This window comes from Nonlabens sp. YIK11 (genome assembly GCF_001413925.1).
GTDB lineage: Bacteria > Bacteroidota > Bacteroidia > Flavobacteriales > Flavobacteriaceae > Nonlabens.
This window is the reverse complement of sequence record NZ_LBMJ01000001.1, coordinates 1,788,774-1,814,701: the sequence shown is the minus strand read 5'-3', so window position 1 is coordinate 1,814,701 and position 25,928 is coordinate 1,788,774. Positions and strand designations below refer to the sequence as shown.

The 25,928-nt window shown below is 39.4% G+C and carries 22 protein-coding genes, 1 other RNA gene and 1 pseudogene; 9 read left to right on the top strand and 15 right to left on the bottom strand.

Features of this window, described 5'->3' with window-relative positions; translation table 11 throughout:
* Nucleotides 1-8: 8 nt before the first annotated feature.
* Together AAU57_RS08290 and AAU57_RS08285 are read right to left on the bottom strand one after the other, a co-directional pair.
* The gene (locus tag AAU57_RS08290) at nucleotides 9-965 is read right to left on the bottom strand and encodes a YihY/virulence factor BrkB family protein (protein WP_055412463.1); all 957 of its coding nucleotides are present in this window, start codon (nucleotides 963-965) and stop codon (nucleotides 9-11) included.
* 93 nt (nucleotides 966-1,058) lie between these two features.
* Nucleotides 1,059-1,487, bottom strand: a complete 429-nt coding sequence (locus AAU57_RS08285; RefSeq protein WP_055412462.1) for a hypothetical protein — start codon at nucleotides 1,485-1,487, stop codon at nucleotides 1,059-1,061.
* 172 nt (nucleotides 1,488-1,659) lie between these two features.
* Between AAU57_RS08285 and AAU57_RS08280 the strand changes: the two genes are divergently transcribed.
* From AAU57_RS08280 to AAU57_RS08260, 5 genes and pseudogenes are all read left to right on the top strand, one after another.
* Complete coding sequence (locus AAU57_RS08280; protein WP_055412461.1) at nucleotides 1,660-3,222, top strand: protein adenylyltransferase SelO; 1,563 nt, start codon at nucleotides 1,660-1,662, stop codon at nucleotides 3,220-3,222.
* A gap of 121 nt (nucleotides 3,223-3,343) precedes the next feature.
* Entirely contained in the window at nucleotides 3,344-3,664 is a 321-nt protein-coding gene (locus AAU57_RS08275) for a hypothetical protein (protein WP_055412460.1), read from the top strand.
* A gap of 121 nt (nucleotides 3,665-3,785) precedes the next feature.
* The gene (locus tag AAU57_RS08270; protein WP_055413715.1) at nucleotides 3,786-4,130 is read left to right on the top strand and encodes a cupin domain-containing protein; all 345 of its coding nucleotides are present in this window, start codon (nucleotides 3,786-3,788) and stop codon (nucleotides 4,128-4,130) included.
* Nucleotides 4,131-4,143: 13 nt separating this feature from the next.
* Nucleotides 4,144-4,860, top strand: a complete 717-nt coding sequence (locus tag AAU57_RS08265) for a FadR/GntR family transcriptional regulator (RefSeq protein WP_055413714.1) — start codon at nucleotides 4,144-4,146, stop codon at nucleotides 4,858-4,860.
* Between the two features lie 31 nt (nucleotides 4,861-4,891).
* Nucleotides 4,892-5,632: pseudogene (locus tag AAU57_RS08260) on the top strand (SDR family NAD(P)-dependent oxidoreductase).
* Between the two features lie 92 nt (nucleotides 5,633-5,724).
* Here AAU57_RS08260 and AAU57_RS08255 read toward each other — a convergent pair.
* The 4 genes from AAU57_RS08255 to AAU57_RS08240 all read right to left on the bottom strand — a co-directional run bounded on the left by AAU57_RS08255 (nucleotide 5,725) and on the right by AAU57_RS08240 (nucleotide 12,222).
* Nucleotides 5,725-6,063, bottom strand: a complete 339-nt coding sequence (locus AAU57_RS08255; RefSeq protein ID WP_055412459.1) for a DUF3140 domain-containing protein — start codon at nucleotides 6,061-6,063, stop codon at nucleotides 5,725-5,727.
* Between the two features lie 61 nt (nucleotides 6,064-6,124).
* Nucleotides 6,125-6,628, bottom strand: a complete 504-nt coding sequence (locus AAU57_RS08250) for a pyridoxamine 5'-phosphate oxidase family protein (protein ID WP_055412458.1) — start codon at nucleotides 6,626-6,628, stop codon at nucleotides 6,125-6,127.
* Between the two features lie 197 nt (nucleotides 6,629-6,825).
* Entirely contained in the window at nucleotides 6,826-10,413 is a 3,588-nt protein-coding gene (locus AAU57_RS08245) for a T9SS type A sorting domain-containing protein (protein ID WP_055412457.1), read from the bottom strand.
* A 138-nt stretch (nucleotides 10,414-10,551) separates the two neighbouring features.
* Nucleotides 10,552-12,222: an alpha-amylase family glycosyl hydrolase gene (locus AAU57_RS08240; RefSeq protein ID WP_055412456.1), complete on the bottom strand. Its 1,671-nt coding sequence runs from the start codon at nucleotides 12,220-12,222 to the stop codon at nucleotides 10,552-10,554.
* A 96-nt stretch (nucleotides 12,223-12,318) separates the two neighbouring features.
* On the opposite strand from AAU57_RS08240, the gene AAU57_RS08235 reads away from it, so the two are divergent.
* Complete coding sequence (locus AAU57_RS08235) at nucleotides 12,319-13,191, top strand: sterol desaturase family protein (RefSeq protein WP_055412455.1); 873 nt, start codon at nucleotides 12,319-12,321, stop codon at nucleotides 13,189-13,191.
* Between the two features lie 249 nt (nucleotides 13,192-13,440).
* Here the strand turns inward: AAU57_RS08235 and AAU57_RS08230 are convergent, their stop codons facing one another.
* From AAU57_RS08230 to ffs, 3 genes are all read right to left on the bottom strand, one after another.
* Nucleotides 13,441-14,778 (bottom strand): LuxR C-terminal-related transcriptional regulator, encoded by a 1,338-nt coding sequence (locus tag AAU57_RS08230; RefSeq protein ID WP_055412454.1) that lies wholly within the window; start codon nucleotides 14,776-14,778, stop codon nucleotides 13,441-13,443.
* Between the two features lie 39 nt (nucleotides 14,779-14,817).
* Nucleotides 14,818-15,621, bottom strand: coding sequence for an SDR family oxidoreductase (locus AAU57_RS08225; RefSeq protein ID WP_055412453.1), 804 nt, complete (start codon nucleotides 15,619-15,621; stop codon nucleotides 14,818-14,820).
* Between the two features lie 45 nt (nucleotides 15,622-15,666).
* An RNA gene (gene ffs, locus AAU57_RS14860) (signal recognition particle sRNA small type) lies at nucleotides 15,667-15,766 on the bottom strand.
* An 85-nt stretch (nucleotides 15,767-15,851) separates the two neighbouring features.
* On the opposite strand from ffs, the gene AAU57_RS08220 reads away from it, so the two are divergent.
* From AAU57_RS08220 to AAU57_RS08210, 3 genes are read left to right on the top strand one after another with little or no spacing between them, the layout of a single operon-like run.
* Nucleotides 15,852-16,904 carry a glutaminyl-peptide cyclotransferase gene (locus tag AAU57_RS08220; protein ID WP_231717789.1) on the top strand — a complete coding sequence of 351 codons (1,053 nt, stop codon included), beginning with the start codon at nucleotides 15,852-15,854 and terminating at the stop codon, nucleotides 16,902-16,904.
* A 1-nt stretch (nucleotide 16,905) separates the two neighbouring features.
* Nucleotides 16,906-17,313 carry an acyl-CoA thioesterase gene (locus AAU57_RS08215; RefSeq protein WP_055412451.1) on the top strand — a complete coding sequence of 136 codons (408 nt, stop codon included), beginning with the start codon at nucleotides 16,906-16,908 and terminating at the stop codon, nucleotides 17,311-17,313.
* Complete coding sequence (locus AAU57_RS08210) at nucleotides 17,310-18,845, top strand: hypothetical protein (RefSeq protein ID WP_055412450.1); 1,536 nt, start codon at nucleotides 17,310-17,312, stop codon at nucleotides 18,843-18,845. Before AAU57_RS08215 ends, AAU57_RS08210 begins: the two co-directional genes overlap by 4 nt.
* Nucleotides 18,846-19,233: 388 nt before the next feature.
* On the opposite strand, the gene AAU57_RS08205 is transcribed toward AAU57_RS08210, so the two are convergent.
* From AAU57_RS08205 to AAU57_RS08180, 6 genes are all read right to left on the bottom strand, one after another.
* A complete protein-coding gene (locus AAU57_RS08205) occupies nucleotides 19,234-20,706 on the bottom strand; it encodes a carboxypeptidase-like regulatory domain-containing protein (protein ID WP_055412449.1) in 1,473 nt (490 codons plus the stop codon).
* A gap of 5 nt (nucleotides 20,707-20,711) precedes the next feature.
* A complete protein-coding gene (locus AAU57_RS08200; RefSeq protein WP_082438664.1) occupies nucleotides 20,712-22,220 on the bottom strand; it encodes a CsgG/HfaB family protein in 1,509 nt (502 codons plus the stop codon).
* A 3-nt stretch (nucleotides 22,221-22,223) separates the two neighbouring features.
* A complete protein-coding gene (locus tag AAU57_RS08195) occupies nucleotides 22,224-22,649 on the bottom strand; it encodes a curli production assembly/transport component CsgF (protein ID WP_231717788.1) in 426 nt (141 codons plus the stop codon).
* A gap of 11 nt (nucleotides 22,650-22,660) precedes the next feature.
* The gene (locus tag AAU57_RS08190) at nucleotides 22,661-23,386 is read right to left on the bottom strand and encodes a CsgE family curli-type amyloid fiber assembly protein (RefSeq protein WP_082438578.1); all 726 of its coding nucleotides are present in this window, start codon (nucleotides 23,384-23,386) and stop codon (nucleotides 22,661-22,663) included.
* A complete protein-coding gene (locus AAU57_RS08185) occupies nucleotides 23,386-23,937 on the bottom strand; it encodes a hypothetical protein (protein WP_055412447.1) in 552 nt (183 codons plus the stop codon). The genes AAU57_RS08190 and AAU57_RS08185 overlap by 1 nt, the downstream gene beginning before the upstream one ends.
* Nucleotides 23,938-24,045: 108 nt before the next feature.
* A complete protein-coding gene (locus tag AAU57_RS08180) occupies nucleotides 24,046-25,242 on the bottom strand; it encodes a hypothetical protein (RefSeq protein ID WP_055412446.1) in 1,197 nt (398 codons plus the stop codon).
* Nucleotides 25,243-25,928 lie beyond the last annotated feature (686 nt).

Below are 25,928 nucleotides of genomic sequence, written 5' to 3'. Positions count from 1 at the left end.
ACATCGATCTAAGTCGTTTTAGAGTTTTTGGGATGATGGACCTCGATCTCGACCACTTCCTCGCGATATTTTAGGGCTTTGCTGTTGGGGAAAATGCCTTGATCGTAGCGCTGCGCATAGATTTTGACAAACTCTGCGCCAAAGAAAAGTATAAGCGCACTATAGGAGACCCAAAGCAATAGCAGGACGATAATACCTGCGGCTCCATATGCACTTGCTGGTGAGGAATTGGTAAAATAAAGCTCCAACATGAATTTACCCAGCTCAAAAAGCAAACCTGTGATAATGGCTCCAGGCCAGATCATCTTCCACTTGACATTGGCATCTGGCAGGTATCTAAACATCAACCCAAAAAGCACAGAAATGATACCCAGCGCAATAAAAAAGTTGAGTATGTAGGCGACATACACGAGGTAATCTGCAAAGTTGTCCTGGATCACATCCTGCAGCACACCTATCATCGCAGAGAGTATAAAACTTATCAAAATGAGGAATCCCACGACGAGTATGAAACCAAAACTTTTCGCACGGTCCGTCAGGATCTTCCACCATGGCGTTTTAGGATTGATTTTAAGTCTCCAGATCTTGTTGAGTGAGATTTGTAATTGATAAAAAAGACCTGTGGCACCAAAAAGTAAGGTCGCTAGACCAACAAGTGAGGCGACCAGTCCATTATCCTTTTCCGTTGCCTTGAGCATCTCGTTGATATATTCTGCCGCGTCCCAACCTATAAGTGCAGAAAGGTTACTGGTCAATCTACCGGTAGCAATATCTTGATCCCAGATCAAACCTACCAGACTGATTAATATGATAAGCAATCCCGGCAAGGAAAGAATGGCATAATAAGCGATACTGGCAGAAAGTTGCCACACATCATCTTGATTCCATTGTTTGGCACTTTCCCAAAGTAATTTAGGCAAATGCTTAAAGGAGAATTTTTCTTCTGAAACGGTCTCGGTATTCATGTGGGCTAAGAAAATGAAAACCTAAAGATTGACCACCACAATTGAATCAATATTAACGATAGAAGGTCGTTTGTTAGGTGTCTAACTCACGTGCTACTCTTGGTCACGAAATAGTTCAGGCTTGATGCCGTCCTTTATTCTTGCAGCCAGAATGGCTTCTTCCAGGTTTTGATACTTGATAATAGGCTTATTGAGAAACATGCGTTCAAAATCAAGATTGGTTTTACCGCTCTGTCCATAAAGAATTACAGAGTAACTTTTAAATAGATCAATGCGCGGTTTCAATTCTTTGAGCTCAACGGGTTTCAAGGAGTAAGCTTCCGTACGATTGGAGACATAATGAATGTTGCTTAGATCTTTGTATTGATCTTCAATGGCATCCAAAATGGGCGACATCACCGTTTTTCCAAGAATCGTATGCTGCATGATTTCTACAATAGCGATATTGTCAATGAAGTAAATGCTAGCAGAATCAGTGTGGCGTTCGTTTGCTATCTTTAGACCTGACTGTGGTGTTTTCATAGGGCAATTTGTGCGAAATAATATCACTTGAAACCATGGTCTTACGGCACAGATTTCAACAATGCAATTTCAAATTTTAGGGCGCACAAATATATAATTAATTAACAAATGTGAAGGTTTAAGTGTGCTAAATTTTAGACTTTAAACCTTTAATGGAAAAAGAAGTTCTTTTATGAAGTCATTACAGCCATCATCCTTTTCAAACGAACTCACAGCAGACCCGTCTAGGGTTTTAGAACCTAGAAAAGTTTCTCAATCGCACTATAGCCTTGTCGATTGCCAGCAATTCAAAAATCCTGAATTGATTCATGTGAGCAAAGAATTGTCTCAGGAATTAGGTTACAATAAAAGCGATCTGGAAACCGAAGAATTTAAGAATTTGGTGGTTGGTAAAGGCGACTACCATGACAAGTCCTTTGCCATGAATTATGGTGGTCATCAATTTGGGAATTGGGCTGGACAATTGGGTGACGGTAGAGCCATCAACATAGGCGAGATAGAAAATGACCAAAAGATCTGGCAACTGCAGCTCAAAGGCGCTGGACCTACACCTTATTCCAGGCGTGGTGATGGTTATGCCGTCCTTAGATCCAGCATACGTGAGCATTTGTGTAGCGAGGCCATGCATTATCTGGGTATTCCTACCACGAGATCCCTTTCTCTTGCCGTTACCGGCGAGCAGGTATATAGAGACATGTTTTATGATGGCAATGCCGCCTATGAGAAAGGTGCAGTAGTCTGTCGTGTGGCTCCATCATTTATACGTTTTGGAAATTTTCAGATTTTTGCTGCAAATGGTGAGATCAAGGAACTGCAGCAGCTGGTGGATTATACGATCCGTCATCACTTCCCTCATATTGATGCTAAAGATCCCGATAAATACATCACATTTTTTCAGGAAGTTGCTACATCCACATTGACCACCATCATGCACTGGCAACGCGTTGGTTTTGTGCATGGCGTCATGAATACGGACAATCTATCCATTCTGGGATTGACAATTGATTATGGGCCATACGGCTGGCTGGATGATTATGATCCCAACTGGACGCCCAACACTACAGATAATCAGCATAAACGCTATCGATATGGCGCACAGCCAGAAATCGGTCTCTGGAATCTATGGCAGTTGGCTAATGCCTTATTTCCGCTTATTGAGGATGCAAAAGCGCTGGAGCGTGTGCTGGATTCCTATAAAGTGTCTTATCCTATTCAACGTAGGCAAATGATGCAGGCAAAGCTTGGTTTGCAAACCTATGAGCCACAGGATGAGAGCCTTTTTGAGGAATTATTGGAACTGCTCGTGGCACACGAGACTGACATGACCCTTTTCTATAGAGAACTCATCACAGTAGATCATACTACAAACGCTGACGGCGCCTGGCAAACCATTTCCAAAAGCTATTACGACATTGAGGATATGCCTGCACCTATCCAAAACCGTTGGATGGACTGGTTGAATTTATATGTAAAACGCCTTGAAAAAGAGTCCGCTTTCGCGAAAGCGAGAACAAAACAAATGCAGCAAACGAATCCTAAGTATGTGCTGCGCAACTACATCGCGCAAATGGTCATCGATCAAGCCGAAGCTGGGAATTATAAAATGTTGAATAAAGTTAATGAGATGCTCAAAAACCCTTATGACGACCAGCCATCAATGGATCACTGGTATGTGAAACGACCCGATTGGGCAAGAAAAAAACCAGGATCATCGCAATTGAGTTGCAGTAGTTAGCAGACTGTAACTGTTCTTTTTATTAAAATTTACATCTATTGAAGGTCATTTTATAATATGATTTTTAATGCATACATTTGGTTTTGCAGATTGGTTAACCAGTTTGTCATGACACAAATTTATGAGATCCTACCTTTCTCCTAGCCTTATTCTATTTCTAATTCTTTGTTTTCCATCCTGCGAATCTGTTACAGATTCACCAGTGGTGCATAATATGGAAGAATTTGAGAAAAGGCCGTCTACCGTCAAGCCTGGTGTTATACAGCGTAAATCAACTACCAAAGAAGCCGTTTTTGCCATGGCGATTGAAGCTCACGGCAGTTATGATCCCGTATCAAAATTGAGCAGTGGTGCTTATGGCAGATTAAGCAACCTAGAGGTCGTGTCCAGCAATGAGGATTATGTCGGTTTGATAATAACCACTAAAAAAAAAGGTATCTAGCAAATGCTCATCGTGACATTGAGAGATCATGAAAAGGACACCGATCACGATATGACAGTTAATAACAAAAATTATAAATGGACCGGACCCTATTGGTATGGTCAAATCAATTCATATGAAGATGAAATCATTCGGAACAAGTAAAGAGTTTCTTTTTGACGCAGATCAAGAATGGGAAACCGTAGGTGAAGGCGTGAAACGCAAAATAATGGGTTATGACGACAAGATCATGCTTGTAAAAGTGCACTTTGAAAAAGGCGGTGTAGGTGCGATGCACCAGCATCATCATTCTCAAGTGACCTATGTCGAGAGTGGCGCTTTTGAAATGACCATAGATGGCGAGACTAAAAAATTGAAAACTGGCGACAGTTTTTACATTCCAACTAACGTCATGCACGGCGCTTTATGCCTTGAGGCTGGTATGTTGATCGATGTATTCTCGCCAATACGAGAAGATTTTATGTAATAAAACCAATATTGTGAGAGTAGACAAATTCATAATCAATGAGAAGGCCAGCATCCAGAAATTGATCATTGCAGATATCAAGCAATTGATCAACAATAAAAATCTGGAGCCTGGAGATAAATTGCCGTCTGAAAGAGTACTTGCAGACAAGTTTCGGGTACCCAGAAATATTGTTAGGGAAGCCATTCAAAAATTGGAATTCTATGGACTTGTCTATAGCGTCCCTCAAAGCGGAACCTTTGTAGCAAACATAGGCGTGACCGCGATGAATGGAATGATAGATGATATCATGGACCTGGAAACACCTGATTTCAAATCGCTGGTGGAAACCAGAATTCTGTTGGAGCTTAAAACGGTCTGTCTTGCAGCTAAAAATAGATCGCAGGAAGAATTGAAGAACATCAAAGCAGCGATGGAAGCCTATCAAGAAAAGGTACTCAATGGTGAGAGCGCCGTACAGGAAGACCTGCTTTTCCATCTGGCCATTGCGAGAGCTAGTGGGAACACGACCTTGAGAACCTTGATGTTATTCATAACTCCAGGAATCATTACAAACTTTGAGAAACACCACTTTTGCGGCAAAGACCAGGCGATCAAAGATATAAGCCAGCATGAAGCGATTTATAAGACCATCAAAGAACAAGATGCGGTTGCGGCAAATGCAATGATGAAAACACACTTTTTAGAGCTTTATAAATACTGCAACCAGAACGAAAATAACCAAAACTAAAAATTAGAACTTTAAAGAATCAAACAGAAAAATAGCCGTCATAACCGGAGCTACTGGCGGTATAGGATTTGCCATAGCAAAAAGGTTAGGTAATTATGGTTATACTGTAGTATTGAACGGTATCGATGATCAAGCTCGAGCAGATCGCGTGTCTGAATTAAAAGCTGAATGAATTACAGCAGAGTATGTAGGCTTTGACGTTACTAAAGATGAACTTGTAACGGACCACATTAAAAAATAGGTGAGAAATACGGTAAGATAGATGTGCTGGTCAACAATGCTGGTGGTCTAGGTGGCCGTTCAAGATTTGAAGAAATGACAACGGAATTCTATCGGTCTGTGATGGCTTTGAATCTGGACTCTGTTTTTTTGCCTCTAGAGCTGCGATTCCGTTTCTTAAAAAGGCGAAGATCCTACCATTATCAACTACACCTCTAATACTGGATGGAATGCCGGTGGACCTGGCGCTGGTATTTATGGAACTCCTAAGGCTGGAGTTCACACGATTACAAGAGCTCTTGCAAAAGATCTTGCAGAATATGGAATACGCGTCAATGCGGTATCTCCAGGAACCATAGATACGCCTTTCCACGCGCAGATAAAATCAACTAAACCTGAAGTCTTTGCATCCTGGGCCAATAACATCATGCTAGGTAGGCTTGGTCAACCTGAAGATGTGGCTGGAGTCGTATCATTTCTAGCCAGTAAAGATGCAGCATTCCTCACTGCAGAAACCATTCAAGTAGGCGGCGGTCAAGCCTTAGGAATCTAATGACAGCTTGATAAGGCATCATAGCCTTAGAAAAGCATTGGATAAAAAAAGCCCGATCAATTCGATCGGGCTTTTCTAATTCTTTGTTTCAATTATTTTAAAGCGTCATGTCCCCAATTTTTAAGGGCATAGTACCATGGGCTGGTTTCCACATCACTGCTTGGCTTTTGGGATTCATGCAAGTTCTGATGATAGTAACCTACAGTTTCATTGATCTTATCCCAGTTCGCCCTAGTCAGGTCAGATTTGTTTTTACTCTTGATTTTCAAAATACTACGACCACTAGAATGACCTATGGTCTCACCATTGTCCATTTCCTTTCCAGCGTTTTTAGACTCGTCAGTTTCCAACCAGTCTTCCAACTCTTTACTCGTCATATTTTGTTTGGTTTGAAATTCATCCCAAACTTCTTCTTTATCGTAATCTGCCATCTGTACTTGTCACTCCTGTTTAGTAATTGAAAAAACTTAATCTTCTAGATCACTTGATCTACTAGATATTATCAAGACTACCAGATTCACCTACATCCATTTTTTCACCAGTGATGGCGCCATAGCCCATTTTGAATAAGCTCACCAAAGCATTGGATTTTGAATCCCAATAGTGACCTTCTTCTGGGTGGAACGTAATCACCGTAATATTAGGATCATCGTTACCATCAAACCAATTGTCATCACTTGAAGAATATAAATCATGAATCAAAGCCTTGTCACGTGTTATCACGGCCTTTCCATAGACACTTAAAAATTCCATGGAGTGCTTTTCAGAATACAGCAATTGACATCTGGAATCGCTTTCAATATTGGCATTGTGTTCACTGTCTGCATTGCTCAGGAAATATGTGGTTCCATTGTCATCCACTCGCTTGGTACTCATAGGTATCGCGTGCAGTGGTGTCTGGTCTAAATGTGTTAGCATCATGGCAAAATCGATGCTTTCTACCATTTTTTTATATTTCTGTTGTGCCTCGTCGTTGGATAAATTTTTTGTGCTCATATCTTTTTATTTTAAAGATATTGAGGTTTACAACGCACGATAGCCAACTAAATATCAATTTTATCTGGATACTGCCAAAATATGTTAACGAGCGACGATATTTATGAAGAGCTCGCTTTCGCGAAAGCGAACTCTTTAACATACCCATTCACTGTAAAAAGACTTGTCGAACTATCAATTATCTGAAACTGCTGGTCTTATTTTTTTACAAATTGCTTCTTAGATACTCCTTGATCTGTATGGATTTCCATGAAGTAATTACCGGTGGCAAGATCTCCAAGATTTAGAGTCACACTAGAATCATTACTAGGTACGGTTTTCAATACTCTCGCAGCTATGTCGTAAATTCTGACCTTCTGAATAATTCCCACGCTTGAGTTGATGTAAAGCTGGTTGTTTACTGGATTAGGATAAAAGCTGATGATCAGATCTGTCGAGTCTATGCTTGCCGTACCACATGTTGCATTGAAACTGGTTGTCGCGTCAATATTGGACCCAAAATTGTTTCTCATATAATCCACGTTGCTCACTTTGGCACAACTTAGACCGCTGTTGTTTTTGGCATTGAAATACCACAGGTCTTCGTTAGCTGGTTCTTGTGGATTATTGGGCAAGAGTAGTTCATTTGCACCATTATCCAGATTCAAAGAAGTAAGTGCATTGTCATTTACAATGATTTTCCTCAAATTGGAATTTGCACTAAGGTCCAGACTCACTATTTGATTCGAATCTGCCTCTAAAACGTCGAGGTTTGAAAGGTTTGAAGTGGTGAGATCAGTCAAGTTGTTAGAGCTAACTTTTATGGTTTCCAATAGCGCGTTATTCTCCAGATTGAGTTCTGTGATCTGATTATTTGAAACCAGAAGATCTTTGAGCTTACCGTTGCTTGAAACATCTAGAGCTGTGAGCATTGTATTAGGAGCAGAAACAACCTCTAGATTAGTATTTGCAGTTATGTCTAATTCGCTAATCGGATTGTTGTCCACATACAGTTCTTTAAGTGCTTCTAGAGCAGTGGCGCTAAAAGATGTTTTCAACTCACCAGTGGCTGACTTCAATGTCAATCCTGTGAGAGCATTATTCTGTAAGTTGAGGGTTTGTAATTCCTGGTTGTTGGTTAAGTCAATTGTGGTTAGGTTATTATCACTCAAATCAACTTCTATTAAATTAGGGTTACCACTCAAATCGATCGTGGTGATCATATTTCCTGAAGCTTCTAAGTTTTCCAGCGCCGGAAATTTCCCAAGATCATTGAATGTTCCCAAATTTCCATTGGACAGGACAAGGCTCTTTAGATTATTTGCTGTTGAACTATCAATCTCACCATCCACAGAATCGTCTAGTCCCAATTCTACCAGCAACTGCTCAAGCCCATCATCAGATAATGGTGTAGAGCCTATATCATCACAATCGAGAGAATAACTTGCAGCTCCTACGTTATTTGGGAAATTATTGTTCATATAGGCAAGATCGCTCACTGTAACACAGGTGAGATCTGGATTTTCAATAGCAGTAAACCGGAAGAGATCAGGGTTAGGATCGTTTGGATCGTTTAAACGTAGTAACTCGTTTGCTCCGTTAGCTATATTAAGGCTTACCAATTGATTGCGATCTAAATACACGATCTCTAGCTTAGGATTATTACTTAAATCCATAGTGGTCAGATTATTACTCGCTGCACCTATAAAAAATAATTGCGTTAGGTTATCTACCAGAAGTTCTGAAATAGCATTTCTGCTCACATCTAGATTTGTAAGCTTATCGTTGTTGGAGACATCTACTTGGGTCATTAAGTTGCTAGCAGCATAAAATTCGAGCAATTCTGTGTTTTGACTAATATCCAGCTCGCTTATGGAGTTTCTGCTCACATTTAAATAGGTAAGTAACTGATTCTGGGTCACATCTATGGCACTTAATCTAGCGTTATCCATCCATAGGGTTTCAAGTTCCAATAGATTAGTGGGGTCAAATGATGTGATACCACTACCAGTAAAGATTATCTGTTTCATTTTAGGATTGTTGGAAAAATCTAATGACTGAATACCGGTAGAAGGATCTCCATTTTGTCCATAACCAGCCCTAAAATAATTGAGTTCTGGATTATTGGTAAAATCGACACTAGTTACATTGGGGCAAAATAAAACATCGAAGTATTCAAGATTAGGGTTTTGTGAAACATCTAAAGAAGCAAGCGAGGAGTTTCCTCCAGCAAGAATCTGTTTTAACGCCACGGCACCACTCAAATCAAGCGAAGTAATTCGATTTGCCTGAATCCTGAAAAGTTCCAGATTACTATTTGCACTTAAGTCTATCTGAGATATTGTATTAAAGTCGAGGTTTAATTTTAAAAGTCCAGTATTATTGGTTAAATCAATGGATGACAAAGAGCTACCTGATGCAAACAATAACTTCAAATTAGGCTTATCACTAACGTCAAGCCTGTCCAGAGGATTATTGCTTATATATAAAGAGTCTAATGAAGTAAAGCTTTCTAGACCTCTTAGGTTTGAAATTCCTTTTTGGTTTAGGTTTAGAATGGTAACACCTTGTGCGGTTTCGGTTGATATGTAGTTGTCAAGTGTATCATCAAGGCCAAGATCTATAAGAGCTTGTTCAAAATTATCATCGGGAACAAAAGTCAGGTTTGTATTGGTACAACTGAAAGTATAATTCACACCTTCATCAAGCGCGCTAGGAAAAGTCGTCGTCATATAATCCACGTCGCTAACAGAGACACAAGCTAAAGACACATTATCCACAGCACTAAAGTTGGAAAGGCTAGCGTTGTTATTATTACGCAAATCGATTTCCAACAAATTTAAGTTTCCATCTGCCTTCAAGTCAGTTAGTGATGTGGTGCTTGAAACATCTAAAGCAGTAAAGCCATTACGGCTCACATCAAGAACTTCCAAATTTGAAGGAAAAACAGGATTAGCACTAATCGCATTGTCAGATATGATAAGCGTAGTCAAGTTTACATACTGAGAATAATCTGACTGTGTAGTTCCATTATTCTGTAATTCCAGTAATTGAAGTGAGTTGGGCAAGGTAAAATTATCGCCTATGTTATTATTTGCGGCAATTAAAGTGGTTAAAGCTGCATTTTCCTGTAAATCCAATTGACTTATAGCATTTGAATTAACGTCAAGCAATTCAAGAGCTGTAAATGCTTTGATACCAGTTAAATCGGTAATTCCTTTTTCCACCATCTCAAGACTGGTAACGGTTTCTATATTAGTGGTAAGTACATAATCATCAAGAACATCATCTAGACCTATATCTATAAGGTGTTGTTCAAATGCGTCATCAACAACAACTGTCACATCATCAGGAACTGCGGTAAACGTTAGCGTTACGGGTTGCGGTTGAGCAATACAGCTACTGTTCGCATCTTCAAGTATCACGATTTCAAAACTCTCATCGCCATCACTTTCATTATAAGGATTCGTTCCATTTTGCGCAGGCCCCAACAAGACGCTTGGGTTACCGCCGCATTGAACACCAGTATCTGTCAATGGTATTCTTATTTCGTTATCGATCAAATCGAGGGTCAGTACGATACCTGACTGTGCAAATCCTGGGTATGGCTGTAATTGTATGTAGCGAAATCTCGAGTTGGACAATTCAATCACTTCAACAAAACCTTCATCAAAGACAGGTTGACCTGTCAACGCGCTAGAGCTGCTGCTCAAACGATAAGCTCCAGTAAAAAAACCAGTTGATTGTGCGCTCGAAAAAAAGCCTACAAAAGATAGAATTGCGGTGTAAAGTAAAGTTTTAGACATAATGATCGTTTTGGTTCAGACCAAATATGACTAAAATAAAAGCGCGAGTAAATACCCCAAAAAGGGGATTTTGCTATGAGATAAAGATAGAATGATAAGCTCGCTTTCGCGAAAGCGAACTCTTAAGACAACAGAGATCTATTTGAGAGATTCGATGAGCACGACACCATTTTGGGCCATTACTTCTACTCTACCGTTTTTGATTTCAAGGGTTTGATCCGTATAAGCATTATTGAGCTGTTTTTGATCTTTGAAAACTTTGGAAACATCTATCGTTGTGTTACCATCAGGCAATCCAACACCTATGATGACGTCGTCTTTGTAGTCATTTTTTTCATAAAGCCTGGCGGTCACATATCCAGGCCCATCATGAGCTAAATCATATGACTTACCAGCACCAACCGCTGGATGCTTACTACGAAAGGTTCCCAGTTTTTGCCAATGCCTTAAAGTATTTTGATCAATACCATCCCAATTCATGTTGGTACGCAAATTAGCGTCACCTTGTGCGTTTTCTGCCATAAGAACTCTTGCGGTTTCATCACCATAATAGACTTGTGACATTCCCGTGGTTAGCAAAAGTTTAGTGCCAGTTTCCAGTGAATTTTCTCTCATGGGATCCAATGGCTGGCCATCATCATGGGAACTGATGTAGTTCATAAATGCCACATCACTAGTGGTAGTAGAAGCATTAAGACTGTCAATGATAGACTGATATTGGGTGAACAGTGATTTATAATCTTTTTTGGCATCTTCTTTAAAGCCAAAATTGATCATCGCATCGTATCCAGAATCAAAGTAATTGACTGGATTGCCGTTAAAATAATAATCCCGACCACCTGCAGCATAGTAACCGTAGAGTTCGCCAAGAATAAAGAACTCATCATCATGAATCATCTCATCAGGATTATTGTCTTTCCATTCTTCATATGCGATCCTGGATTGCTCTATGAAAGTGGTCCATACTTCTTCTTCGACATGTTTAACGGTATCAATTCTAAAGCCATCCACACCGGTCTCGCGAGCATAGTCAGTCACCCATTTGATGATGTAGTTGACAGGTGTTCTTGCCAGTCCAGAGTTTTTGAAGAATGTGTCCAACTCTTCCTTCTCTTGTTCATAACGGCCTTCCTGCTTCCATTTTTCGGCTAGTAGTTGTGGTAGCTCAACTTCGGTAGTGCTATCTGTTCTTATGTCTGGTAAATTATTGGTTAGCGTACAGCTTACCGCAGTTTCTTGATCCTGATAGGTACAGGTAGGTCCAGTGCGTACCCAATCGTCAGGCCACTGTGGATCTTGCGCTGTTACAGGTCCTGTGTGATTTATTACCACGTCGAGTAAGATTCTGATGTTCTTACCATGAGCAGCTTTCACAAGTTCCTTAAATTCTTCCATGGTACCATAGGATGGCTCTACTGCCGTCCAGTCTTTAGCCCAATATCCATGATACGCATATGTAAAGCCGGTGCCTTCATCAACGCCACCTTTTACTTGTTCAAAAATGGGCGTGAGCCAGATGGCATTCACACCTAGATCTGTAAAGTAATCTTCTTCTATTTTTTGCTGTATTCCTGCAAAATCTCCGCCTTCAAAGCCTCTTAAAACCGCAGTTTCTTCATCTCTTTTGACTATAGTATCGTTTGCAGTGTCCCCATTGTTAAATCGATCTGTCAAGAGAAAATATACATTTGCTGCATCCCAATCAAAGTAAGTCTCAGCTTGCACTGTTGGAACAGTATCTGGGTTTTTATTAGAGTTACAACTTGCACATAAAGCGACAATGCATATGGATAATAAGAAGTTCTTCATTTTGTACTTTTAGATCTTCTCAAAAATAGGAAAGTATAGCTTCTATACTAAGTCCCAATGGGTAAGAAATACCGTTAAAAACCGACTCAACTGTTCATGGAAATCTATCTAGATATACTACTCAACTCATTTACTGATTATGGTAATTACCTGTGGAGCGAGATAACACAGCCTGCTTGGGATAACTATTTCTATTGGTTGGTAGGTTTGTCGCTTTTAGTGTTTGGGCTGGAAATCTGGTTGCCGTGGAGAAAAGACCAGAAGATTTTCCGCAAGGATTTTTGGTTGGATCTATTCTACCTCTTCTTCAATTTTTTCCTGTTCTCGTTAATAGGTTATAATGCACTATCAAACGTAGGTGTTCAATTGTTCAACGACTTGCTGCATTATGTTGGGTTAGAGAATGTGGTCGCATTTGAAGTACGCAGCTGGCCAGCCTGGTCACAACTGCTTCTTATGTTTATAGTCGCAGATTTTATCCAGTGGAACATTCACAGATTATTACATAGAGTTCAGTGGTTGTGGGAATTTCATAAGGTGCACCACAGCGTCAAGGAAATGGGTTTTGCAGCACAATTTAGATTCCATTTTATGGAAACCATCATTTATAAGACCTTACAATACGTGCCACTCGCAATGATAGGTTTTGGGATCCAACAGTTTTTTGTGGTCCACATGTTGGGCGTATTCATTGGTCATTTAAATCACGCAAACCTCAACTGGGATTATGGGCCATTCAAATATATTTTGAACAATCCCAAAATGCACTTGTGGCACCACGCTAGAGAACTTCCTGAAAACCATAAATACGGGATGAATTATGGTTTGTCGCTCAGCGTCTGGGACTATCTTTTTGGAACGGCGCATGTTCCCTATCACGACCCCAATCTAGAATTGGGATTTGCGGGAGACGAAGATTTTCCTGAGGATTTAGGTGGGCAAATGACCCGACCTTTTAAGAGTAAATAAGCCTGTCGATATATCGCTTTCGCGAAAGCGAACTCAAGCAAAAAAGTGGAACGATTCTCAACGTACCCTACGTTTGTTGATCATCGGTTCCACTTCGAAATAAATCCTTTTTCCTTGACTATTACTTTATAATGTAAACTTATGCTGCTAAGGGAAATTATGGAAAAAATGATAGGGTAGTAAATGGGTAGTGTGCCGCTATCACTGAACAATTACCTCATTTTCAATAGTCAAAAAAAACTCTCATCGCTATAAGATTTCTCCATTTGAGGACTTTACGATTTGATAAGCTTCTTTACGATTGGAAACTTCCAGCTTTTCATAAACCTTCTTGACGTGAAATTTTACCGTGTTGATGGATATGTAGAGTTCATCTGCGATTTCCTTATTGGTTTTTCCAGCGGCAATTAGATCCAGGACTTCGCTCTCTCGCGATGTGAGGTCAAATTTTGTAAAGATGTTGTCCTGACCCAATTGGTTTTTTTCAAGCTCTTCATTCAAAAAAGAAATTTGTGAGAGATAAAATTTCATTTCTTCACGCATCTGGTTTTGGCTGCGTTCCATCACCCTAAGTCTATAAAGAATGGCGAGCGTGATGATGACCATTTCTACCAAGGCGCCCACTTTAAGGTAGCTTTTCTTCATCTCAAAAAACTGCAGGTCAAACGCCGGACCTAAATAGAATAAGATGGCAAGGATCATCATGAAGAAATAGGCCACACAAAACACGATGGCAAAACTTTGAACCCGAATAAGTAAAAGAGATGAGATCCATGAGCTTAAAAAAATGTACAGGCACACAAAATAGATCCCAACCATAAAAAGATAGTCCTGGGTTGAGAAATACAGAGCCAACAAAACCATGCTTAAAACGGCTAGTACCCAATAACTGTAAACCAAGAATGGGAAATAATTCTTGATCTTAACACTCTCGTTAGCAAAAACAGCGCACATTAAACCACCTATGGAAATGGAAAGTGGTTCCGTTATTTCTTTCATGTCATCTGACAAACCCAAAATTTCTACCAGACCATCCCGATGCGCAATGACTGATAGAATCAAAAACAAGAAAATGGAATAAAATAGAAATGAAAAATCCTTTGAATTATAGAACAAGCCCATATTCAAAAGAAAGCAAACGGTCGCAAAACCATAAAAAAGACCCATTCCTATGTGGTTGATGACCGTTGCCCGTCTAAAGTCCTCTCTAGTCTTAATAGTATAAGGGAAATAAGCCTCTTTATCAATAAGCATTTTAACATAGGTAGGCGCTTCCTGATTTAAATAAAAGCTTGTAAAACCAGTAAACCTATCCAGCTTTATCGGGTTAGAATTGGAAAAGGCTTCTATCTTTTTAATGTGATTGTTTTCAATCTGGAAAATGGTTTCCCTTGCAGGTGAGATTTTCAACCAGTAGATTCCTCGTTGCAAACCATTGGAATAACCGCTAGATATAGGCTTGAAATCTTGAACCTCCATTTGAGGTAGTGTAAGATCGCCGGTCTGATCGTAATATATACCTACCTCTTGAGCCTTGACGGTCCAAGTAAAGAGTATTAAAAAACACAGATAGAAGAAACGGAACAACCTTGAAAATTTTGAACCCAACAAATTAAGGTAAAATTCCTACAATCCGTAATGCTTTTTAAGCATGCGTTCATATCGTTTTTCTGGAAGTATCTTTTTAAGCACGATAGAAAACTTTTGTAAAAAGCTACCTACTTTATAATGAATGCCTGGGTTTTTCATTTCGATGATCTCCTTGATTTTTTTGGCCACCTCAATAGGGTCGCTACCATCGTCTACATGGTCGTCGATCAATTTTAAAGTATGGGAATAGCCAGCAGCGTAGTCACTTCCTTCCTTAACTGGTGAATGAAACCTACCTGCAGCAATATTAGTGGCAAAATCACCTGGAGCAACGTTGCTAAAGTGTATATTAAGATGCGCACATTCCATACGGTAAGCCTCTGTAGTAATTTCAAGAGCTCCTTTACTGGCGCTGTAAATACCGCGATATGGTAATCCCATATAACCTGCGATACTGGTAATATTAATGACGCGACCACTTCGTTGCTGGCGCATGATGGGCAAGACGGCCTGTAGCACTCGTAAGGGACCGTAAAAGTTGGTTTCCATGGCATTCTTAACCTCTTCTATAGGTGTCTCTTCCATAGGTCCAGTGATTCCAACGCCAGCATTGTTGATTAGAATATCAACGGTTTTTTCTTTCTCGATGATGGTAGAAACGGCTGTAGAGATAGATGCTTCATCCTGCACGTCCATGGCAACTAACGGGACTGGAGATTCTGGATATCGGTCAGGATTGCGACTGGTGCCGTAGACAGTGTATCCGGCTTGTTGTAAATAAATGGCAATGGCCTTTCCTATTCCAGACGAGCCGCCGGTAATCAAAACTACTTTTTTCATAAACACTTAATATTCAGATGTTTATATTTCGGTATAAAGCACAAAAAAAGGCAAGCTACCTACATCACACCGCTACGACCGCTTACCTTTGCTGCGTTCCCGCCCTGGAGGAGTTCAGCAGGAGCTGGTTGTGTAGGACTTGCCCGGTGCAAATATAAGGTCTCCTTTGAGCTGTGCAAAGGTTTTTAAGCATCATTTTTCTCACTATATTTCGGCAACATAACAAGTCCATGATGAACTGGAAATATTGCGTTTTAGTTGCCTTTGTAGCACTCTCATTATCAAGTTGTAAAACCGAGTTAGACCGATTCAAGTCCAATTATTCTCTGGAAATAACCAATGAAAAAAATAACTGGAGTGATGATGATACCGTGCAAATTTCTTTGGTGGACGACGCTTCCATGGGTGCAGACAGCATCGTGTGGTACCAAAATGCCCGTAAATTAGAGGATGTTGAGGGTAATACGCTTTCGCGAAAGCTAATTAACCAACCTTTAGGTACACTTACCTACAAGGCTGTGGTCTACCGCAATAATATGGTGGCCACCGCTGCTACGAGCATAAACCGAATGAATCCTGCAGCACCAAAGATTTATAATTACAATATTATAAACACTTACCCTCATGATGAGTCGGCTTACACGCAAGGACTTGAGTTCCACAATGGGAAATTATACGAAAGTACTGGGCAATATGGTGAATCTGACGTGCGCATCACACAAGTGGAAACTGGCGAGGTACTGGAGAAAAATGAATTGGGCAAGGACATATTTGCAGAAGGCCTTACCATTCTAGATGACAAGGTGTATCAATTGACCTGGAGAAGTCGTTTTGGGTACGTTTATGACATTAATCTTAATGAAACTGATACATTTAAATATAATCAAAGTAAGGAAGGTTGGGGCTTGTGCAACGACGGTGAGTTTCTTTATAAGAGCGATGGTAGCGACAAGATCTGGAAACTGGATCCTGATACCTATGAAGAATTGGAGTATATCCAGATAGTTTCCAATAAAAAGACGTTTGAAAAAATCAATGAACTGGAATATGTTGACGGTAAAATATATGCAAACATCTATCAGGAGAACGCTGTCTTTATTCTAGACCCTAAGACGGGTGCGCTGGAAGGTGTTTTAAACATGACTACCTTAAAAGATCAAATCCCTAATTGGGACAAAGAAGATAATGTCCTTAATGGTATCGCTTATGACAAGTCTACCAACCGTTTATTTGTGACTGGAAAACGCTGGCCTAAAATGTTTGAAATAGAAATCACACAATAGATTGGACCACAGCCTTCCCATTTTTGAAGATCAACGCACGGTTTCTCATGACGAGATTGATGACCTAGACCATGTCAATAATGTCGTTTATGTCCAATGGGCTAATGATATTGCCATGAAACACTGGATGACGGTGGCACCTCAAGAAATTCTTGACAAATATGATTGGGTCATGATCAAACATTGTATCGAATATAAAAGATCTGCCGTATTAAATGATCTTATCAAGATCAAGACTCAAGTAGGACGAGCAACAAACGTTAGGTACGAGCGTTTTATAGAGATCTACCATGCAGCGACCAATACATTACTGGCCAAAACGGTATCTGACTGGTGCGCTATCGACAAAGAAGGAAAACCGGTGCGCATCTCCCAAGAATTGCGAGACCTTTTTGAAATAAAGGAATGAAAAAACAGCTACTTACCGGATTGATCTTAATCCTCATTATAGGACTATCGTCTTGCCGTAATGATTTTGAATTTGCCCAAAGCTCTGGTAATCTAGGGTTCTCTCAAGACACTATTTTTCTGGATACTATTTTTAGCAACATAGGCAGTAGCACCAGGACTTTTAAAGTGTACAATCGTAGCGATGATGATATCGTGATTCCAAGAGTAGCGTTATCAAGAGGAAATGATTCCAGATATCGACTGGCAGTAGATGGTGTCCCTGGACAGATATTTGAAAACGTAGAATTATTGGCAAACGATTCTCTTTATGTTTTTGTAGAAACCACGGTGGATATAAATGACTTTTCTAATGGTAATGAATTCCTTTATGAGGACGTCATTGAATTTGATAGTGGTGCAAAGCAGCAGGATGTTCAACTCATTACATTGGTCAAGGATGCCATATTTTTATTTCCAGAGCGTGATGCGACTGGAATAGAGGAAACTCTATTGTTAGGAACAGATGATGAGAATAATGAGATTAGAATTTCAGGGTTTTTCCTGGAAGACGATCAACTCAACTTCACCAATGAAAAACCTTATGTAATCTATGGGTTTGCCGCTGTGCCACCAGATAAGACCATGACCATAGAAGCTGGTGCACGTTTATTTTTTCATAATCAAAGTGGCATTATTGCCGCAAATGAATCCAGTGTAAAAATCAACGGTGCCCTGTCCACCACAGAGGCCATGGAAAATGAGGTCATTTTTGAAGGTGATCGGTTGGAGCCTTCTTTTGAAAATGTCACTGGGCAGTGGTTTGGAATCTGGTTGACGGATGGTAGCAAAAATCACGAGATATCTTATGCCACCATCAAAAATGCAAGTATCGGTATTATCATGGACAACCAGAGCCCAGAATCTGACGGAGCAACTTTAAAAATTGATAATTCAAAGATTTTCAACTCTTCTAATGTTGGTTTATTGGCAACAACCGCAAACATAGGAGCCGAAAATCTAATCATTCACAATGCTGGGCAATCAGCTCTTGTAGCTAGATTAGGTGGTACCTATGCGTTCAATAATTGCACGATCTCAAACTACTGGAATAAAGGTTTTAGACAAGACCCAGCACTCTTTGTTTCCAATACCATCCCGAATACAGAACTTACTGAGCCTTTGACACAATTCAGTTTTACAAACGGTATCGTTTATGGCGATCGTAATATTGAATTCATCTTAGGTGCCATTGATGGTGTGGATTTCAATTATTCCTTTGAGAACAGCCTATTGCGTTTCAATGATTTATTTGATGACTTTGCCCAAAATGCGCTATACGATTTTAATAATCCAGCCATTTTCTCTCAAGTCATTCTAAATCAAGAGCCTCTTTTTGAAGATGTTGATCGTAATCTACTACGAATAGACGATGAGAGCGGCGCAAATGCGATCGCAAACTCCAGTACTGCTACCACGATAGACATTAGTGGTGCTTTGCGCGGCAATGCTCCAGATGCCGGTGCGTTTGAAAGTGTGGATTTAGAGTTTTAAAGCTCACGATAATTTTATCTATAGACGTAGGAAATCTGCCAATAGCTCAAAATACCAAGTTAAAATCACTCTACTTTTACCCAATTATCGATCGATAAACTGTTTATCGACCCAATTAAACGTTATTTGAAAGAATAATTCGTTGATTAAACATTATAGTTCTTATATTGAACACATATTTAGAATAAATAAAAAGCCAAGTAAAAGATTCCCTAAATCTTGAACTTGGCTTTCTTTTTGTACTCATATTTGTACCAGTAAGGGAATAGCAACATAAATATTGATGCGCGTAAGTATCATATTCGGTTATCTGAAATTTCTTGAATCTTGCTCAGAGATTCATATTTCTTAAGAAGAGATTACGCATCTCTTCATAGATAAAAGGATGCTATTCCCAGTCTGGCATAAAGGCATTATCTATTAAATTTTCGCGAGGGTTAACGATTGCAGGATTAATTGTTTGAAGTGAACCAGATGTATTTTGATTATTGGGCCGATTGGTCACAATTACCTGAGCGTCTGTAGGTGAAAATCGAGGATCCATATCGTTTGTTCCAGCGGGTTTGTTGACGGTGTATTGAGTGCTGGCTGCAGTGGCAAACCCATAAAGGAAAACCCTAGAATCCAGCTGTCGATAACTACTACTTACAAAACCCGACACATCACGACTATAGAGCAATTGCCTGTTGTCTATACTTAATTGAATGCCTCCAGCAGCACCAGGCATACCGCTTAAAACGGTACTTAATTCTTGACCATTTTCATTAATGGTAAAGATTTCAACATTGTAGCCGTCAAAGTCATTTGTCTTTAACGCAATAACACCACTGTTGAAATCTACTTCTGTAATTAGGTTACCATTAGTAGTTTGATAAACAAGTGTAAGTCCACTGCCATCAGTAGCTATTCTGTAAAGCTTGTCTAAAGATGGATAGTAAATAAAGCTCCCATTATTGGACCAAGAAATATCCACCTCATCCAGATTAAATCCTACTACGGGAACATCATTACTAATTTGACGCACATTGCTGCCGTCTAGGTCCATCGTAAACAGCTGCGCATTGGCACCAACATTTCTTAAAAATGCAACTTTTGAAACCGTTCTATTCACTCGTGGGCGCCAGCTATTGGTATTGCTGTTAGTCAGTGCGACTTCATTTTCTTCATCATCTGCTCCATAAATAACGTTGTTCGCACCATTTTTACGAACAAAATGATATGTGTTTATAGGAAAATCTACTGTAGTGAAACTATTCAAGGTGCTTAAAACTGGCGGATTGATACCATCTTCCACAATGACTTGCCAGAAGTAAGTCGTTTGATATTGAAGAGATACTTCTAATTCACTGGTTTCTATATCTGTAAATACCTCTACCGTGTTAGAGTTTGCATTGCGTAATTCTACCGTGTAGGTCAAATCATCTTCATCAACATCAGTAGCTTCCCAGTCCAGCGTGGTTTCCACTGGCACATCCATGGCATCGTCCACAGGAGTTGTAAGTGTAGGCGATGATGGTGGTTTATTATTGGCTGTAGATACCTGCAGCTCAAACACCACTAGGGTCTCCTCTCCTATTTCAACGTCTGCAGATTCAAATTCTACTAGAAATCCATCCTTTTCTGCCTTGACGGCATAGGTGCCGCTTTCTACCTCTAGAGTAAACCTTCCGTCGGCATCAGTAAAAACGGTGTTGGAACTAGGGTTGGTAGAAATCTTGACATTAGCAAGGCTTTCAAATGTGATGTCTTGAACAACAGTTCCAGAAATGCTGCCTTTCCCATTGATCTCAATGGTTTCTTCGGTACATCCTGAAAAGATCAAGAAGATTGCAAACGGTATATAAAATGCTATATTCCTCATGATTCCTATTGATTTATGGGATTAGTTCGCTTTCGCGAAAGCGTATCCACGACAGATACTGGTGTTTCTTGTTCAAGTCTTTGTTGTCTTTTGAGTTCTTTGGTCTCGCGACGTTTAAGATATCGAGGTGAATTCTCCTTGGCTTGATTATTTCCTATGTAAATGTTGATGCCAGCGCCAAATTTGTAAAAATGGTCATCCCTTTTTCCAGAAATTGCATAATCCAATTCATCTGAAAAAGTGGCATTGTACTCACCATATACTTTCAATCCCATGCTGGGAGAAATGAGATATTCAAGACTTACTCCAGCTTGTAGCTTGAAATCGATCACGTTAAAATTGCTGGCGTAATTGAGCCCAGGTCCCGCATAAATAGTCGGGCTAAATTTTTCATAGGGCAATGCGGTAAACTCAAGGTTGAAATCTGTACTGGCAAATTCTCTATTCAACACTCCAAAGTTGTTGATACGGTACTTGTTAGCTGTTCCATAGATTCCCAAAAAAGGTGTGAAACTGTATTTTAAACCACCTGTGATGGAATATTCATAATCTGCGTTAGGTAGATCGTTGTTTGCAAAAGTTCCACCTGCACCTACATCAAATCGCCACTTACTGCGTCGATCCAAAAATTCACGCTGGTAAACATCGGTACGTTCTGCGACCTCTTTCTCATTATTATAGTCCTGAAGCATTTTGGTAGCTACTGCATCACCACCTTTAGGATACCACAAACCGGCCTCCATTCCTTCTACTATAAGGGCTTCAACCGCTTTTTCAATAGCTTCTTTTACAGCGAGTTGTCCTGGTTCATTTCTCGTGAATCCAGTCTCGGCTTCAAGGAGTCTTTTAAAATTGACATACCTAAAGAGACTCGCGTCGATCGCCTGGGAATAGATCGATTTTGAAACATAGACTGTTTTTAAAATCTCTCCATTTTTTGTAGAAACGGCCCTAAGGTATATCGTCACTCTATCCTGACGGTATTTAGTAGAACCACCGGCTCCAAAATATCGAGCACCAGCGCCACCAGTCAAGACATTAGTATCATAAGAAACGATGCCGCCTTCTATAAGTACACCAGCATACAATAGTGATGGCAAAGGCTGTTGTTGCGTGTTGGTCTGTTGCGCATAATCCTTCCTGGTAGAGTTTATGATTTGACGTTCGTTGATAAGGTTGTCAAGGTTTTCTCTTTCAATAGGTGTAAACCATTTAGAATCCTGCAGTGCTTTGACAAGGATGGTGGTACCACCTTGGGTAACCGCATTACTAAAGGTTGAACCATTTTCTGTCTGTTTGAATTGACCAGTTTGATCTTCAAACTTATATACGCCTACTACGGCCGGAGCCATAGGTTGCGGTAAGTTTCTTAGCTTGTAGGTCGCGTCTGTGGTTTCTCCTATTCTTGCATTTTGTGTGTCCAGTGGTTGACTAAAATAGGAACCACACGAAGTAATAATGACAAGCAAGGTCAACAGTCCAGCGAACCGGAATATATTTTGGGATGTGATCATCATTTAGTTATTTGGTATGATCACTTGGGTCGTGTCTCCAGTGCTTGTATCTAGAATGTTAACGATTAAACCATCTAACCCATCGAGTATTTCCACCTCAAGATTTCCAAAAGAAAAGGTTCCAGGACGTAAATCTTCATTAATACCTATTTGTGAGGTGATTAATGCTCTGGACAGTTGACTTAATAACTGCCTATTGAGTCCATCTGCAAAAGAATCTAGATCAGACAAGTCTTCCCTTCTATCAACCGCATCAGGATCCTTGAATTTGTTTTGGGATTCTGCGCTTGACAATAACCATTGATAATTGAAGGTATCACCTCCAAATGCAGGATTTATAGGTTTGTAAGTAAGCTGTTGAGCATTAAGATCTGTCGTGAAACAGAGAGCAATTAACAACATGAGCGGTGTTGATAGTTTCTTGAGCATTATTTGAATATTTAGTTATTGATAGCTGCTTCTATAGCTTTAAGTTTTTGAAATTGTTGATAAACGAGTCTAATGGTGTAATCTCCCATTTGTTTGATAAAATCATCAGTTGGATTTAGAAAGAATTGATAGATTACCTCTGTACCCACCAATATCTCAATTCGGGTACTACGACCTTGCCCGAATTTCTCATTAATGGTAACTACTTTATCACCGTTAATTTGGTATCTCTTGTACTGTTTGAAAAAATAATCGTAAAACTTACGTGCTGGTGCGGTACGCAAATTTCTTGTGACCAGACCTCTTATTTCCACGCCATCATAAGTGTTTACTTCCTTTTTTTCTAACTGAAAGGTATTGGGTTCAATGCGCTTAAGATCCTTTCCTATGAGCTTATCGTCATCATCATAAATCAACAACATGATGGTCAGTATATCTGGAATATTAAGATTCACCCCAGTAGTAGAAAGTATGGCTTGTGATTTTGCCTTGAGCACACCACGACCTGTTTGTTTATTTTTTGAGCTATTATTAGTTGCGGTGTCTTTTTTGATAACCGCAAGTTCATAGCGTATTCCTTGCTCCGAGTCTGTCAGGTTGGAAGCAACACCTGTAACATTTAAAAATCCTCCTTGATCTTCCATCAAGATTTCTGCCTCGACTTCTTGATTATAGAGTGATTGTTGCGCTTGAATAACGCCAGTAATCATAATGAATATGTAGCTTAAATAGTTCATTAATTATGAATGATATAAGCTTCTCTACCTATTCCTTTCTGTATAATTTGAATTTTTTCTGAAAGGCTATTTTGTCCTGTACTGATAATAGTATTGTAGCTACCGCCTTGAAGTACATCTGCCTTGTGCAACTGTGCACCATGAATGCTGTAATCTTGGAAGACATTATTTGTTCCAATTTGGACAACATTTTCTCTAATGGTTGCGGCTCTCAAATTGATTTCAGCCACATTTTTGTAACCTATTTGAAGAAGATTGACTGAACTGTCATCAGAAATGATATCAACAGTTCCTTCGTTTTTAAAGCCCACTTGCTTTATAAAAACAGAATTTCCTTGATTTAATTGGTTATTGCTAAATCTATTTAAACTTTGGTTTTGAAGAACATTCAACTGCTTATTCTCCGTATCCAAAGATTTTTGTGTAATAATGCTAGAGTCGCTGTTGTAGGTCTGAGATAAAACAATCGATGCGTTTATCAAACATAATAGAATAATATTTGATTGTTTCATGATAGATATTTTATACTCTTTGATTAATGCTTCTTCCAAAAATCATTTTGATTTGAAAAAGCAGATATTTTTTTTTAATAAGTAGGATCGAGAAGCCAACTTCTCGATCCTACTCTATTTAATTTAATAAATGGTATAGACCGTTTACTAGTTTTGTTGAACTACAGAGTCACTTTGAGTAACGTTTGCAACGTTAAAAGAACCTGTTTGAAGAACAGTACTAATATGTCCCAATCCATTTTGAGTAACCGTGCTCATTTGAGTGTCACCATACTGTCTAACCGTACTCATATTTGCATCTCCTAATTGCATAATAGTACTTACAGAGTTCATGCTCATTGTGTTATCTGGTGATTGGTTCCCTTGATCAACAAAATTAATGTTACCATCACCAACACTTGAAATAGTAGATGTATTACCAGCTCCGAACTGTTCAACATTTGAACGGTTGCTGCTTCCATCTTGATCCAAATCAGAAGTATTACCGTCACCGCCAAATTGTCTTACATCACCATGGTTGGAATCACCACCAATTTGGGTGATAAAGCTTTCGTTATCAGAACTAAGTTGTCTTGATCTAGCCCAGTTGCTGTTCCCTTCTTGTAACGTGTTTGATTCATTATCATCACCACGTTGTATAATCGTCGAAGTGTTTAGATCGCCTCTTTGTGAAACATCAGCATCATTATCGTTAGCACCAGAAGCTAATGAACTTGTTTGATCAATCGTAGAGGTGTTGGTAAGACCAGCTTGGAACGTATCTGCATCATTGTCATCACCAATAACAGTTACAGTAGATGTGTTTCCGCCACCATCTCCTCTTGCAGGACCGAAAGTTTGTGCAGTGTAAGATTTATTACCATTACCATCTTGAGATATGGTTGACGTATTATCATCGCTAAATGTGACTGTTGATTTAGCTCTATTATCATCACCATCTTGATCAATAGTACTGGCATTGCGACTACCAATCTGCTTTACATAAGCCCAGTTGTCATTACCAATGGAAGTTGTAAAGATGTCATTATCCTCACCATCTTGAGATCTGGCAAAAGACACGTTGTTATCACCTGTCTGTACAATGATAGCTTCGTTTCTTTTCACTCTAAATGGCTGTGATCCAGCTTGTTCTACCTTTGACTCGTTGTTGACACCTGTTTGAGTAACTGTTGCCTCGTTATTACCACCACCTTTTTGGAGAACATCAGAATCATTAATGTTTCCTGTTTGAACTACATCTGCAGTGTTAGCGGTACCTGACTGGTTAATGTCACTGTTGTTTGTTTGGGCAAATCCAATTGCTCCAATCATTAGTGCTGCTGCACTTAAAACTACTTTTTTCATAATTAAAATATTTAGAATTAATAAATACACAACTATGAGCAACTAACAACAGAACTTACGCTTCCGTTCCTAGTTAGGGGAAAAATTTTGATTTTATTTTAGGGATAAATAAAATGGTAATCAGGGATATTACCGTCTCAGAAACCGAAGAGGGATTGTTTCTTTGATGCCCAAATATATGTAGGAATCAAAGTAAGAAGCAATAATTCGACGAACTTCATATGTAAAAATCGTACTACAAATTCGTCTGGAACGGCAGGCGCAAAGCGAAATGTTAACGGTTGTTAATTAAATGTTAATGCAAAAAAATCAGTTGAATTGCTTGAGTACTAGTCGCTAGAATAAACAAATGATAAGCGCTGAACTACGCTTTTTGGAGATATTTCAAAGATGAATCAATAAAAGAAGTTTATAGATACCATTTTAATAAAATAAGAAGTCAAAATTCAAGGATTTGTCATAACAAATTACTCAAGCTCATTTATTTGCTTCAAAGAGTGAATACAACACAAATGGTGAACCTCTAAAAAAATCAAGACTACAAAGTATTCAATGTGCAAAGGACTACTATGTACTTAGTCAACGAATTTGCTTTGTAGAATTCAATTAACAGACTCAATCTTATCAAAGAAATTGAGATAAATCGACATTCATAGAGAACACGAAATAAAAAATCTCCCATTCTT